At 67.2% G+C, this 13793-nt stretch carries 9 protein-coding genes; 5 read left to right on the top strand and 4 right to left on the bottom strand.

All coding sequences use genetic code 11. The features are described 5' to 3' along the window. The coding region (locus Sri02f_RS40565) for a hypothetical protein (RefSeq protein ID WP_218029940.1) at positions 1-1419 on the top strand (1419 nt) is incomplete at its 5' end. 218 nt (positions 1420-1637) lie between these two features. On the opposite strand, the gene Sri02f_RS41570 is transcribed toward Sri02f_RS40565, so the two are convergent. Further along, on the bottom strand, positions 1638-1790 hold the full coding sequence (locus tag Sri02f_RS41570; RefSeq protein ID WP_159106891.1) for a hypothetical protein: 153 nt from the start codon (positions 1788-1790) through the stop codon (positions 1638-1640). Positions 1791-1903: 113 nt separating this feature from the next. On the opposite strand from Sri02f_RS41570, the gene Sri02f_RS40560 reads away from it, so the two are divergent. Continuing rightward, entirely contained in the window at positions 1904-2302 is a 399-nt protein-coding gene (locus tag Sri02f_RS40560) for a hypothetical protein (RefSeq protein WP_109006291.1), read from the top strand. A gap of 71 nt (positions 2303-2373) precedes the next feature. On the opposite strand, the gene istB is transcribed toward Sri02f_RS40560, so the two are convergent. The 3 genes from istB to Sri02f_RS40540 form a co-directional block, all read right to left on the bottom strand. Then, positions 2374-3162 carry an IS21-like element helper ATPase IstB gene (istB, locus tag Sri02f_RS40555; RefSeq protein ID WP_109006290.1) on the bottom strand — a complete coding sequence of 263 codons (789 nt, stop codon included), beginning with the start codon at positions 3160-3162 and terminating at the stop codon, positions 2374-2376. After that, positions 3159-3401, bottom strand: coding sequence for a hypothetical protein (locus tag Sri02f_RS40550; RefSeq protein ID WP_159106890.1), 243 nt, complete (start codon positions 3399-3401; stop codon positions 3159-3161). Before Sri02f_RS40550 ends, istB begins: the two co-directional genes overlap by 4 nt. 205 nt (positions 3402-3606) lie before the next feature. Continuing rightward, positions 3607-5673: a hypothetical protein gene (locus Sri02f_RS40540; RefSeq protein WP_159106889.1), complete on the bottom strand. Its 2067-nt coding sequence runs from the start codon at positions 5671-5673 to the stop codon at positions 3607-3609. Between the two features lie 1400 nt (positions 5674-7073). On the opposite strand from Sri02f_RS40540, the gene Sri02f_RS40530 reads away from it, so the two are divergent. The 3 genes from Sri02f_RS40530 to Sri02f_RS43770 all read left to right on the top strand — a co-directional run bounded on the left by Sri02f_RS40530 (position 7074) and on the right by Sri02f_RS43770 (position 12887). After that, the gene (locus Sri02f_RS40530) at positions 7074-7295 is read left to right on the top strand and encodes a hypothetical protein (protein ID WP_109006285.1); all 222 of its coding nucleotides are present in this window, start codon (positions 7074-7076) and stop codon (positions 7293-7295) included. Positions 7296-10869: 3574 nt separating this feature from the next. Further along, positions 10870-11676, top strand: coding sequence for a hypothetical protein (locus Sri02f_RS40525; protein ID WP_109006284.1), 807 nt, complete (start codon positions 10870-10872; stop codon positions 11674-11676). Further along, positions 11673-12887 carry an RNA polymerase sigma factor gene (locus tag Sri02f_RS43770; RefSeq protein ID WP_109006283.1) on the top strand — a complete coding sequence of 405 codons (1215 nt, stop codon included), beginning with the start codon at positions 11673-11675 and terminating at the stop codon, positions 12885-12887. The genes Sri02f_RS40525 and Sri02f_RS43770 overlap by 4 nt, the downstream gene beginning before the upstream one ends. The last annotated feature ends 906 nt before the right edge of the window (positions 12888-13793 follow it).

The raw sequence follows: 13793 nt of genomic DNA, 5'->3' as shown, positions 1-13793 counted from the left end.
GAGACACGGGACCGAATGATCAAAGACACCCGCGATCCGCGTGTCCTGGCCGCCCTGATAGCAACCCCGGTGGCAACCGGCAGCCATCTGACGACGGCGGCCGATGTGCTGGGAGCCGAGAGGGTGCTGCAGGGGGCCCTACGGTCTCGGCAGACCTCGAAAGATGTGCTGCTCGCGCTCATCGGTCAGCTCGATCACCGTGCAGCGCGCCGCCTGGCCATGACAGAGGACCGCATCACCCCGCAGATCCGCTGCGCGCTGATCCGTGCGGCCGCACGCCGTCCCGCCGCGCTCGGCCGTGCCTCCGAGAGCCGAACCGACACGGAACGCGAAGAGATACACGCGGCGTCCCAGGCGTGGCATGACGACCTGTGGGCCCTGCTCGAGGCAGCGCCGGCCAGGTCTCTGTGGCCAGAGCTCATGCGGGACGCCGACTCCGGCCGGCTGATCACCAACCTCATCCTCAACCGCGCGGACGGCCTCGACGACCCGGTGCTGCTGGCATGCCTTGAATCAGCGTTCCCTGCAGACGCGGGCAAGAGCGAGGAGAAGGACGACCTTTTCTCCGGAACCTTCGGAGCTTCGCTGATTCTCGGCAGACTGGCCGCGATCACCGCCCGGCATCCGCGAGCCTTCCTGCTCCACGGCCCCGCCCTGCGAGACGCCATCGCCACTGCCGCCGGCGAAATGACAGGCGAGATCCGCGACGAGGGCATCTACGAGAGCAGCTGGGACATCTTCGAGGCACTCGCCGGTGTGTGCACCACCCCGGCCGTATTCACAGACGCCGCCCAGTGCCTTGCTCAGGCCACCCCGCCCACCTGGCAGCAGCGCCCGACACCGCAGTGGATTGCCGCACGCTCCCAGGCCGCCGGTGCCCTGGCCCGCAGCCCGTTCTGCCCGGCCGAAGCACTCGTCCTGCTCGCTCCGTTCCTCGGCGAGGCCGCCGCAGCCCATTTCGTCGAACACCCCGACGGACGGGTTCGTGAAGCTGCGGCCCGCATGGTCGACGAGGCCGCAGAACGCATCCGCCAAAGCCGGCCAGCAGCGCCCACGTCCTGCACTCAGCCCGCGGCGCCTGTCGTGCCGCCGGACGACGACCTAGCCCGGCAGGATGACCCCGCGGCGACGCTGTCGGCTTTCTTGCCCCTCAAGGGCCCCGCAGCTCTCCGCCGCGAGACTGCCCGGGCCATCCTGGACTCCCGCTACGCCGACGTGTCCCATCTCCGACAGCTGCCTGCGGCCCTGGTCCTGGCCCATGCGGCCCATGCGGCCGTAGTGGCGTCACTGCTGCTGGAGGAACTCGGCGACCATGGCAAGGCCTGGAAGCGTTTCCAGACCAGCCTGCTTCGACTGACACCCAGCGCCCCCAAGACCCTGGGAGCGCTGCTTAAGGAGGCAGCCGCCGACATCCCCTGACCCTGTGCCCCGATGGGCATGCAGGCCCCGCCGGAGAAGAGAGCCAGTACGAGGTCTACCGGTTGCTGACGTGCTGCGATCAGTCTATGTGCTGGGGGCCATGTGCAGCTGGGCAGGTCGAGGACGGGGAGCGTCTCCAACATGCCGTCGACGCGGCAGCAACGGCCCGGACACAACCCATGAAGCCGTGCCGGACGTGCCATCGGCCCAGGTTCCGGTCAGCGTCCGCGGACCCGCGCAGCGCGTTCTCGCTCCTGGGCCTGTTCCAGCAGGTCCTGTTGCCGCAGGCGGCCTGCTGCCGCGACGGCCTGCAGAGCAGGTACCCGATCGGCGAGGTTGGTGAAGTTGGCTTTGTAGGTGGAAACGGACACCACTTGTCGGTGAGTTTCGACAGCAGCAGCTGCCTTGGGTTGTGTGAAATGTCGGTGAGATCTGACACCACCTGGCCTGGGGTGAGGTCCGGTGTCTGGTCGAGCCGTAAACGATGGACCTCAGCGCCTGCGTGATCGATGATCGGACCGTGAAGAGAGTCATCGATCTTGATCAAGCGGTCGTCGAAATTGCGGAGCGTCGACGTGGGTGGGAGGCCGCAGGATTGGCTGTCGGGCCTGTGAGTTGGCGTGACGAAGCAGCTTCTTGGCCTCAGCAGTTTGAGACGGACCGCTTGCGAGTGGAAGACCCCGATTCAATCGGCGTCCGTGTCACGGGGCTGGCAGAGACCGAGCTTCGTGTGGTGCTGTTCCGCGGTGGCTGGGCCGATGTCGACTTCATCGCGAGCATCGATGATGCCGGTGTACTCCCTGCCCCGGACGTGGGTTCACCGCAAGCCTTCGGGAACCTCCTTGACCGTTGCGTGTCCAGGGTGTTCGGTCCTTCCCAGTAGCGGCTTCCCCGGTGTCGTGATGGTGGCCGTCGGCCGGCCCGCGGCACCTGTCGAGGAAGGGCCCGCTGTCGTCAGTCTGCGGCCTCGGCCCTGGCCCGGGTCTGGGCGAGGCGGAAGGAGTCGGTGCCGGTCTCGATGATGTTCCCGCCGAAGGTGAGACGGTCGACGATGGCCGCGCAGAGCCGGGGATCGGTAAATGTTTTGGTCCACCCTCCAAAGCTTTCGTTGGAGGCGATGGCGACGCTGTTCTTTTCCTCCCGTTCGGTGAGAACTTGGAACAGCAACTCGGCGCCGCGTTTGTCGAGTTCCATGTATCCCAGCTCGTCGATCGCGAGGAGATCGACGCGTCCGTAGCGGGCGATCGTCTTCGTCAGGACCTTCTCGTCGGCGGCCTCCACCAGTTCGTTGACCAGCTTGGTGGCCAGGACGTACTTCACCCGGTAGCCGGCCATCGCGGCCTCGGTGCCGAGCGCGATCAGCAGGTGGGACTTCCCCGTTCCGGAGTCTCCTATGAGGCAGAGCGGAAGTCCCTTCTTCACCCATTCGCAGGACGCGAGGGTGTGGATCACGGCCGGGTCGATGTTCGGGTTGGCGTCGAAATCGAATTGCCGCAGAGACTTTTCCCGGGGAAATGAGGCGGCCTTGATCCGGCGCTCGGAACGTCGGCGGGCCCGGTCGTCGCACTCGGCCAGCAGCAGCTCCGCGAGGAACCCGCGGTAGGTCATCTGGCCCTTGGCCGCATCCTCGGCGATGTCGGCGAACTGGCCCCGGATCGTGGGCAGTCGCAGGGCTTTGCAGGATGCTTCGATGGCCGCGTCGGCGGCCTGCTCGGTCAGTCCGCGGTGGCGTTTGACGGTCACGGCTCTTCTCCCTCGGGTCGGGGCCGGCCGCCAGGCCGGCGTCGTCGCAGTAACTGGTCGTAGACGGCCACCGAGGGCAGCGGCCGGGTGTCCGGCGGCAGATGCGCCAGTCTCCGCTCGGTCAGCGAGGTGACCTTCGGATGCCCGAACCGGTCGGACTCCGGCCCTTCCGGCAGCACGGTCGGGGCCGCGGTGTCGTCGGCCTCCGCTGCTTTGCGGGCCGCCAATGCGCACCGCACGGGACCTGTTCGCCCAGGCCAACAGTCTCCCGCTTCTCCAGGCTCGCCTGCTGCGCCCAGCCCACACCCCCTTCCCTGTGTACGACAGCCTCCTGGCCGAGGAGGTCAAGTTCTTCCGGGCCCGGCCAGACACCATCGAGCTCGTCCCACTGCGCGTACCGACACCACGGACAGTCGGGGAGTAGGAAGGTCTCTCTCACGAGCCTTATGGAGTGCGGAGCAGGAGGGTTGCCGGTCCCAGCGGCGAGGGAGAGGTCTCATCGGTACTGGAGCGGACGTAGACCGTGAGGTGAGGAGAGAGCCGGATTCCGTCCGCTGCACGGCGTGCCCGCTTGCGCGCGCGCCGGGTAACGGTCGTCACCGACTGGGCGGCCCGCAGCGCCTTGCGAACGGGCCGCCAGTCTTCGGGCTGCACCGCCAGGGCGGCGATCGCCAGGTCGTTCCAGTCCTGCGGGCGTTCACGGTGGGCGACGTCGAGGGCGTCTAGAACCTCCGCTAGGGCGCCGGAGTCCGGACGGGCAGGAGAGACGGAGCCCGGTGGGATGACCTGCGTGTAGTAGTCATTGACAGCTTCACTGCCGGTGTCGAGGAAAACGATCTCGTCCGGTGCGGGCTCAACGGGCTGAACACGGTGGTCGAGCCAGGCCGCGAGGGCGTCGGCCTCGACGAACACCCGGGGGCCGCCTGCCTTGGCGATGGCGGCGCGGGTGCGGGCGTAGGCGTAGAACTCGGCCGGGTGCCGCAGGATGTCGGCCACCATCACCAGGTCGGCCAGGGTGACCAGCCAGGTGCCGTCCTTGGGTTCCGCGCTGCGTTTGCCGCCGTCGGGAAGATGGGTGGCGAACGAGTCCACCCGCTCGAGGGTGACGATCACCGACACGGCGGGCGGGAGATGGTCCGGCAGGAGAAGACGCTTCTTGTTCCGGCTGCGCAAGGTGCCTTTTCCGCTGTCGAGGTAGGCGATGGTGCGCGCATTCTGGGCCAGGGCCTTGTCGACGAACTCGCGTGTCCTTTTGTTCACGCGGTCCGGTGCCGCTCTGCGGGCAGGGTCGGTGAAACGCCCGCCCTTGGCCTCGACGACGATGACGGCGCCGGGCATGGCGACGAGAACGTCGATGTCCGGGTTTCCCGGGTCCGGGTAGGTGGCGCCGTGGTGGACGTAGGTCTCTCCGAACACCGCGGCCAGGGAGCGCCGGACGAGTTCTTCGCAGCCGTCCTGGCGCTGTTTGTCGAAGCTCTTCAGCAGATCAGAGTGATCGCGGCAGGCGTCGGCGGCCCAGTCGAGTGCCTCGTGAATGAAGTCGCCGGGACGTGCCCACAGACTGCGGGGGGTGTCCAGGCCGATGACCGGACGGCGGCGCAGTGAGTTCGTGTCGCCCAGGGTCTTTAGCGCTGGTTGGCTGCCCAGCGGCGTGGTCAGTGCAGCGACCAGGCGGGTCATCTCCTCGTGAGGAGCATTCAGCTCCGTGGCCAGCACACCGGGCAGGTCGCCCTCGACGGGCGAAGCCCCGAACGTGGCCACTCCTGCGGTGAGAGTGGCCGCCACCTGCAGACGCTGTTCTCTGCCAGCGGACGCGGCGAGAAGGGCGGACGCGTTCTCGAACTCCGTCATGACTTCGCCCAACCGTGCAGTTTGCCGGGCGTGATAGATGTCCGCGGCCTCCAGCGCCTGGTGCAGCGCGAAACCGAGGACCGCTCTGGACGCGTCGACCAAAGGAGCCGTGATCTCCTCGAAGATCGGACGCAGTTGTGCGGGGTAGCCCTGCATTCGGTCGAAGCGCTGCTCCATCTGCAGCATGTGCAGAACACTCGTCTGCTTGTCCGCGGCACCCTCGCGGAGAACCTTGGCCTGATGCGCCAGGCTCTCCGCCCGGGCGTACTCGCGCAGCAGTCGGTCCAGATCGAACAGCGCCTGCGGGTGGAAATCGGCGCCGAGCCGCTGAAGGACCTGATCCGCCGGCATCGCGGTGACAAGACCTCCGTAGAACTCCACCATCGCGTCGCTGCCGAACATGACGTGCCCCGGCTGCGACGACCGGCGCATGGCGTCGAGCACATGAAGGCTGCTGTAGAGCATGACCGGGTCTGCTGCTAGTGCCGTCTGGGAAATCTCCTCGAGCAGCCGGCGCAGCTGCTGTTCGGCCTTGTGCATCTGGTCCCGCGCCGCGTGAAGAGCAGCACCCTGGACGTCGCCGGGGCGTCGGAAGCGGCGAAGCCCTGCATCTACGACCGGGGTCATGAACGGTGTCCCGGCGCCGAGATAGGGCTCCATTGCACCTGGTGCCGCACGCCGGGCAGCGCGAGAACCCGCCGTAGCCATGTATCGCTTCCCTCTCCGCCGGCACACAGGGAGCACAAACCCGCAACCCCGACAACAGACTAGCCACGTAGTCCCGGCGCAGCGCACACGATTTATCCCGCGTGCCCGGGCGACGGCCCGTGGCAGAGCGGGAGCAGGCAGAACTGGGCCGGATCGGCCGTGTGGCTGCAGCGCGGCATGACGTCGGGCACTGCCGCCGCCCCTTCCCCGCTGACGTGACCGCCTGGACGAAGACGATCACGCATAGGGTCACATCCATAGAGAGGTGAAAGTAAGGCTAGAATATTGGTCTTAGATCCCTCCGGGATGCTGCTTCGATAATCTGATGGAATTCACCAAAGCCAATCCAGAATTTCATGTTTCGATCAGCTGGAATGGCTCTGGCGGTATGGGAACGATGTGTCGCACACGCCGGTATGGTCGGCGAAAACGCCTGATGTATCACCGGCATACCGTCGGGCTCCTCCTGCGTGCAAGGCGGCTTGCCGCCCTCCCTGCGTACGCGAGAACAGGACCCGTTTGCCGGCGTCTTCGGGAGCCGCTTCTCGTGAGCCCCTCCATGATCAATTCCGATGACGTGGAGAGCTACCGTGGCCGCTATTGCTGCGGAGGCGTTTGCGCCGTGCTGGGCCTGCGGGAGTGGTGCACGCTCATGCCGGTGGAAATGACCCGGCTCCGGCTAGGGGAGCGGATCTGACAGACCGGCTGGCGGAGGCCGTCGTACCGGCATACGCAGTGAGCGCGGGCTGCCAGGCTCGGCATTGTGACCACAGTGATTCCTCGCCGGCCGGCAAAAGCCGGGGTTCCCGCAGGGCGGACAGGGCGATCACCAAAGCGCACCAGGCGCTCGTGAACTTCGGTGTCCAAAGCCCTGTGCCGAGCGGTGGAGAGCGCCTAGCGCCGCTACTTCGAGGCCGTGAAAATCGGCGATCTCATTGCCGCCAGCGCTGTGGCCTTCGTTCTGTGGGACGGGCGACTGACGGGCATCGCCAGGTCTGTTGCTGCCATGCGCCGTTACGAGCTGGTCGGGGACCGTCACTCAGGCGCTGACCGCGGACGAGGCCCGCGACGCCGCGAGTGAGATGGGTAAACGGCTGCGTACCTTCTCCGGAGCGATGGCGCGCTGCGTCGGCTGCGCAGCCCGGCGCCAGCGCTATCTCGTGTGGCGGTCCCACCGGCGGCGGGCGCTCAAGAAGCATGCGGGGCTCGTTGTGGCCGCGCTCCGCGCAGCCGAAGCGAAGATCGACACGGTGGGGCCGGACGCGCTCACCGAGGTAGCGTAATTCCTGGTCACCATCGCCGCCTGTTACTACCAGGGCCGACCAGGCGCTCTGCTCGATGAGAGTGAGCTGATGGACCTGCAGCCTGCCAAGGACCGCGAACCGTTGCGTGCCGCCGCTGTCGCCGTTTTGGTCGCGGCTATGGCCGTTGGCGCCGCCCTGTTCGGCGTCGCGGCCGAGGCCAGGCCGGTCCTGATCGGCGCCTTCGGAATGGTCGCCGTCACAGTCGTCTACGGTTGCCGCGCCCCGGCAGATGACAGGCCTGATCGGGACGATCCGGGGCTAGCCGGATGATCATGACGCGGCGCCGTACGGTGTCCGCTGTGCCGAGCCGGCCGCGATAGCGCGGCCTCATTGATCACATCGGCGTATGCGGGTGCCTGCTGTTCCCGCATACATCGGGGATCCGTGCGAGCGTGCGACTGCCCATCTCGCGTCGAAACCCACATCGCGCTATGCGCACACAGTCGCCTTCCGGACAGTGGGCCGCTGCAAGCGGCCCACGCGTCAGGCTTCTTTGACCAACGAGCAGGCTATCCTCCTCAACTCGAGTCCTCCTTGTTCGTGGATCTCGGGCGACGGCAATCAGAATTGTCGGGGCAGATCCGGAGTTCAGCAGCCGGGCCCCAAGCCGCCAGGAAACGTGCCGTCTGCCACGCAATGGCACTGCGAGGAAGGCAGCCCGCGACTGCTTTGCTCGTCCCGGTTGTCCCTGTGCCCGTGAGCGTCCGTCAGGCTGCCGCGCGCGGTGTGCGGCCGGCGTGCCAGCGGCGCCTACCGGTGCGACTTCAACAGCAGGAAGACTTCGACGGCGGTCGAGGCAGCCGCGAACGTCGTGTGTTGCGGTGATCGGTCCCGTCAGCGGTTGCGGCGTTCTTCCTGCCTGACCGGCTCGGACTCCGCCCTCACCCACCGTCCCGGCCAGGCTTCCCGGTTCTTGCGGTGAGCCCGGGCCCGTCAGCGGTGCGATGCGGTGATCGGATGTGCGGCTCACTCGGACGGATCAGCGCCTTGCAGCGTCCGCTAGGGCGGTGGGCGGTGGCCAAACCAGGAGGGGCATCCACGACGCAACTGATGGAGCGTCAGAATGAGCGGCGCAACCGTCGGGGGCGTTCGCTGCAGCGCATCAGCGCAGCAGCGATGCTGGCGGTTCGCCGACCGGCTTACACGGATCCGCACGCTGTTTTGATTCTCGCTGAAGAGTGATACGTAACCAGGAACCCGCTAATGGTGTTCAACGTTCACGCCATCGTGGCACTCTTACTACATGGACCGGCTGTGCCGGTTGCGCAGTGGTGCCAGTCATCGCTGTCGGAAGAAGAACGGTTCGTCTCCGCGCTCCGGCCAAGAGATGAGAGGCGGACCGGCCAGGCGGGAGCGAGAGCTCCCGCCTGCTTCTGTTTGCGGCCCTCTGCCGCCGCAGGTGCCGCAGAACAGCTTTGACCAGCGCAGCAACGCAGTGGCACGCCCCAGCAGGCAGTGTGCGAAGGGGCTACGCCAGCCTCTGCTTCCGCTGGGGCGCAGGCGCGAAACGGCAGCCTTGATTGCGAAGGACTCATCCCGCGGGCTGGGACGGGCGCGTGTGGCAAAGCCAGATCGGCGACCGTTCAGCGCTGGACTGTCGGCGACTGCGGCCGCAGGCGAGAGGTCCCTCTCACCTCACGCCTCACAACCCTCAACCACACGAGGATCGGTTGCTAGCAGCGATACACCGCACCCCCTCTGCCCAACGCACGATGGATGGACCACAGTGGCGCCGCCATCGCAGGAACGAAGCACAGGCCAGACCACGGGAGAGCCGGTTGCACCGCGGTACGAGTGTGAGAGGAGCCCGACGCCGGCAGTGCCCCACCAGCGGTCCAGGAAAGGACCGGTCGCTCTACGGGCAGCCCGAGAGGCTGGGCCGTTCCCTGCTCCTGGTGCTCGCAGCGCTGCTGGCCAAACGTCTGCCCGCTGCGCCGCTGACTTCGTCAGAGGAGCACTGTCGCTGTAGCCCAGCGGTGAGAGCGCGGAGAAGGCTGCCCGCTCCGTTGGCTGGCTGGCGGGCGCAGCCGAAGCCCCCGCTGGCCCTGTGCCCGTCGCCGTTGGCGCTTGCGGACAGGGCTGCCCGAGCCCTGTCCGGCAAGCCACAGCCATCACGTTCTCCAGGTGGTCCAGGCCCCTGGGGCGGATCGCAATGCGTAAAGCCCTCACGGATCGAACAGCAGATCCCCGCTGTCCAGGAACAGCGGCCGCAGCCCCTGAGTGTGTTCGCTGCCGTGTGCGGATTCGGCTCGGGGAACCGCCGCAACCCTCCCAGCGGACACGGCCAACCGGAACGCCTCTGTTTGGGCCGCCACCACGCCATGCCCCCTTCTTTGAACGGCTGCGCAGCGTCGTCCTTGGATCCGTAGGACAGTCGGGCACGGCGGATCCGGCAGGAGCTCTGCACCCGCCCAGCAGGCCACAGCACTCGCCCGCGACCGACAGGACCAGCGCAGAGGCTGTGAGTGTCACGGCGGGCAGTACCGGCGATGTCCAGGGCGGGGGGTCTGCACCGAGCGGTCCTTTGGGCGCCCGGCCCGTCGTGGCGAGCCGCACGTGATCTGCGACGGTTGCGCAGGGGAAGCGGTCCACGGACTTTAAAGGCCGCAGGCAGACGCGTGCCTCTGACACGGTGACGCGGTTATTTACCGCATGAGACCCGCCGGGCGGCAGAGGGCGTTCCCCGCCGGAAGAAGAGGCGCCAAGAGTGCACCACGACCGGGAGCCGTGCCGGTCCGCCAGGGCCGGACCATCACCCGCAGTGCCGTTCTTCCCTCACGGATCTCTGGCGGCGGCCGTAGGCAGCGCGGAGGACCCGGGCCGGGACAGCCGCTACCGTCCCCGGCTCACGGGAGGCCGCCGGCGGCACTCTGTTGCGGCGTCGAGCAAAGACTCACGGGCTGATCGCCCAAGGCTGCTCCACGAGAGCCACAGCGGATGGAAAGCTGCCGGTGCAGGAGAGCAGCTCTGCGGTCCGTCGCTCTGTACAGAGGCTTCGCCGGCGTTCGCAATGGCCTGCCTCAGCACCGGGAGGCTGCAGGCAAAGGGAGACCGGCGAGAACCGCTCATCGCCTCGAATCGGTCGCTGTCCGCCTTCTTCCGCCGCATTACGGCGCGCAAACCAGGCTCTTTACTTTCGGGTAGCCCTACGGTCAGAGAATAAATTTCACGAATCCTCTTTCAGGGCCCGCTTACGGATGATCATGATGAGGTGGTGGGAATCTCCTGAAGGAACTCCGCGACGCCTGCCCGAGGCGGGCGATCAGTTTGCATGTAATTCGTTCACCCCGTGGCGGAGTAGATCTGCTGCGGCTCTTTTGTCCTCGAGCAGCTGAAGAATCAAGCTGCGCGGCAATCAGCGGAGCGCGACCGATCCGGGGAAATGGAACTTCCTCTCGCGCGTGCCCGGCCGCGAGACCGAAGCCGCGAACGACACCGTCCGGACATGCACTTTGAAGGTCACTCAAAAATGCGCTCCTAGAACAGATTTGCGGAAACAGAGAGGGAAGCCGGACCGGCTCGCGGCTCGCATATATGCGAGCCGACCCGGCAGTGCCGGCCTTCCGGAAGTAGCTGTTCCGGCTCCCGGGCGTCCTACCGAAACCGGCCCCGCCCAGCTCTTGCTGACGATCAGTCGACGACGCGACGAGAACACGGAGAACGACAGCCGAAACCCAAACCCGAGATCGTGTAGACGAGCGGGGTCCGTGGGAGTCATGCTGTTTCATGGCGACCTCTAAGCACACCTTGGCCGGAGCGCGAGGGGCAGCCAACTTCCGACAAGTGCAACCGGCTTGCAGTTCCTCCGGGAACTGCAAGCCGGTCCGATCAGAACAGCACGGTGATGACTGACCTTCCCTTCTCCAGCGAGCCGCAACTGCGGCCGTACAAGATCACGCGCAAGAACGTGGACGAGCTCCTCCGCCGCGTCAACCTGCGCTTCGACCCCAGCGAGATCTCGCTCAGCACCCGCTACGCGATCCCTCGCGCCCAGCGCGGCGCCGACGACAACCGCTGCGTCACGGCGACCGCCGACACCCTCCCCGACCTCCTCAACCACCCGAGGATCACCCGGTTCGTCACCGGCGGGACCAACGTCGTGCTGACCAACCTGACGCTCAAGGCCACCCACCCAAACCGCGAGATCAGCGTGGAGATGACCTCCAAGGGCGTCTTCGCCACCGTCAAGGGCACCGACGAGGACTGGGTCGACGGCCGGTGCGAGGATCTCCGCCACGCCCTCGGAGTCGACCATGCCTCCTGGGCCCTGTGGCGTCCCTCGCGCCGCCGCCGAGCCCTCGGCCTCGGTCTCGCGCTCGACGCCCTGACGGCCGCCACGGGCTCGGTCATCGCCGGCCACCAGCTGCAGCACCTCTGGTCGGCCCTGGTCTTCGGCGCCCTCCTCCTGGTCATCCCGACCGTGTCCATGCTGGTGGGCACCCGACTCGTCCGATGCCACGTCCGCATCGGCCACACCGACCCGACGTGGTTCTGGCAGCGCTGGACCGTCAGCGAGAAACTCGCCCTGGCGAGCGTCACCGTCGCGGTCCTCGCAGTCCTCACCCAGCAGCTGACCAACTCCAGCTCCACCGAAGGACACCACGCCCCCAGCCGGGCCCCGAACACCGCCGTAAGCAGTGAACTGCCGTGACAGCACCCTCTTCAACCGGCCGCGGGCCGGACTCCACCACACCGGAGTCCGGCCCGCCCGGGCCGATTCCGTACGCCGCCTTCGACGACTTCTACGCCGTGACCCAGCGTCGCTTCCTCGCGTATGCCCGGTACCACGCGACCAGCCGCGAGCAGGCCCTCGACGCCGTCCAGGACGCCTACCTCGACGTCCTCGCCCGCTGGGACACGATCAACAACCCCACCGCGTACGGGATTACCGCCGTACGCCGCAACGTCCTCGCCCAGAACCGCCTGTGGGCGCGCACCACCCCCACCTCCACCTTCGAAGACGACATCTCCTACTTGGAAGCCGAGCCCGACCCGACCGACATCGTCGTGCTCAAGGACATGCTCTTCAGCGCGATCAAGGAGCTCCCGCCCACCCAGCGCACCATCGTCGTCCTGCGCTACGTGAAGTCCATGAACACGGACGAGATCGCCACCTCCCTCGAGATCTCGCGCAGCACCGTCCGGGCCCACCTCAGCCACGCCCGCCGACGCCTCCGCGACCTCCTCACCGACCGACCCCCCACCCCCCGGACACCCGCACCCACCCCCTCAGCCGCCAAGCCGACCATCCACACCCTCTACGACCGCTACGCCGACTTCGTCTACCGCTACATCTGCCTCCTCGTCGGCACCGGCCCTACCGCCGAGGAACTCACCAGCAAGACCTTCCTCCGAGCTCTGCCCCACCTCACGACCGCCGACCCCGAGACCCGGCTGATCGCCACCGCCCGAGCCCTCGTCTCCGCCACACAGAACACCGCACCTCAACAAGACACACGCCGCCGGGCGGTCACCGCCCTCCTGGCCGCGACCGCCGGCGAACAACCTGCCGGCCTCTCCCTCCCCACTCTCCTGAGCGCCCTCAACGACCTCAACCCCGCCCAGTACGAGTGCATCGTGCTCCGCTTCCTCCAAGGCCTCTCCGTCGCCGAGAGCGCCCGCGTCATGAACCGAAGCGAAGGAGCACTCAAGCTCCTCCAGCACCGCGCCCTCAAGAACCTCGCCCAAGACGTCGACAACCACCCCACCCCCCACGACACCGAACCCGCCGACGTCTCCCGCACCCTCCACGCCGTAGCCCCCCGCTGCTCCCGGTACCTCACCCCCCACCCCGCCGGCCGTCACCGCATGAGAGCCGGCATCGAACGCCCCGCACACGCGGATACCGAGCTCACCCGCTGAGCCACAGCCTCAGCACAAGACCCGAGCCCGTACCCACGAACGACGGGTACGGGCTCACGTACGTTGCCCAGGGCCGCAGACAGCCATACAGCCCCGTACACCACCGTGGGCCGCTCCCTCGTCCCCGCCCACGGCTTCGGCGATCCGCCCGTCAGGAAGAAGTTCCTTCGAGGGCGACGGCGTCCTGGACGCCCTCGAAGGGTGCCAGGGCCTCGGAATGGTCGTGGTGCCGTCCACGGCGTGCTCCAGGCCGGCGACAGCGTCAGGCCCACCGGTCTCCCCGAACCCGGACACGACCGACGACATAGAGATCACCCCCGCCGACGAGGTACACACCGCCACGTAGACATGCATGGCCGCCCCACGACGCCCTGCCCCCACGCGCTCCGCCCCCGACCGAAGATAGACATCACCGTGGACACTCACACCACGACAACCAGCGCCGCCAGGCGCTTCGTACACCCCCGAGGACGGACCGCCACCCCTACCCAACAAACACCAAAGGGGCGCACCGGAGTGCACCACCCCCCCACATGGCACATTCTCACGTCCCGTGTACCACCCCCCACTCCACCCCCCTCACACACTCAACCCACAGTCATGCCACCAGGCATGACGACGCCTCACCCCTCCACCACCAACCCCCAAGGCCGCGCCAGCGGCCGAAAGGAAGCCCCTACAAAGACCGCGCCAGCGGTCAAGAAAAACTTCAAACGATTCGCCGCCAGGCGAATAAAGCAAGATAATTAACCTCCAGAATTTGCCGCCAGGCAAATTAAAGCGCATAACCAAGGGCCGCGCCAGCGGCCCGACATAAACCCCAAACGAATTCGCCGCCAGGCGAATTCGCGGGGCGTGGAATTTCGCCAGAAATTCCTTTAGGGGCATTTATGCCCCTCCGCCCCC

It is taken from the genome of Streptomyces rishiriensis (assembly GCF_003112535.1).
Taxonomy (GTDB): Bacteria; Actinomycetota; Actinomycetes; order Streptomycetales; family Streptomycetaceae; genus Streptomyces; species Streptomyces rishiriensis.
The sequence above is the reverse complement of the archived record's forward strand: the minus strand, read 5'-3'. Positions and strand labels throughout refer to the sequence as shown.

Bases quoted from the DNA above. Each gene is read 5' to 3' on its own strand.
- Sri02f_RS40530 (WP_109006285.1), top strand. From the start codon at position 7,074: ATGGACCTGCAGCCTGCCAAGGACCGCGAACCGTTGCGTGCCGCCGCT.
- Sri02f_RS40560 (WP_109006291.1), top strand. From the start codon at position 1,904: ATGGACCTCAGCGCCTGCGTGATCGATGATCGGACCGTGAAGAGAGTC.
- Sri02f_RS40525 (WP_109006284.1), top strand. From the start codon at position 10,870: ATGACTGACCTTCCCTTCTCCAGCGAGCCGCAACTGCGGCCGTACAAG.
- Sri02f_RS40540 (WP_159106889.1), bottom strand. From the start codon at position 5,673: ATGGAGCCCTATCTCGGCGCCGGGACACCGTTCATGACCCCGGTCGTA.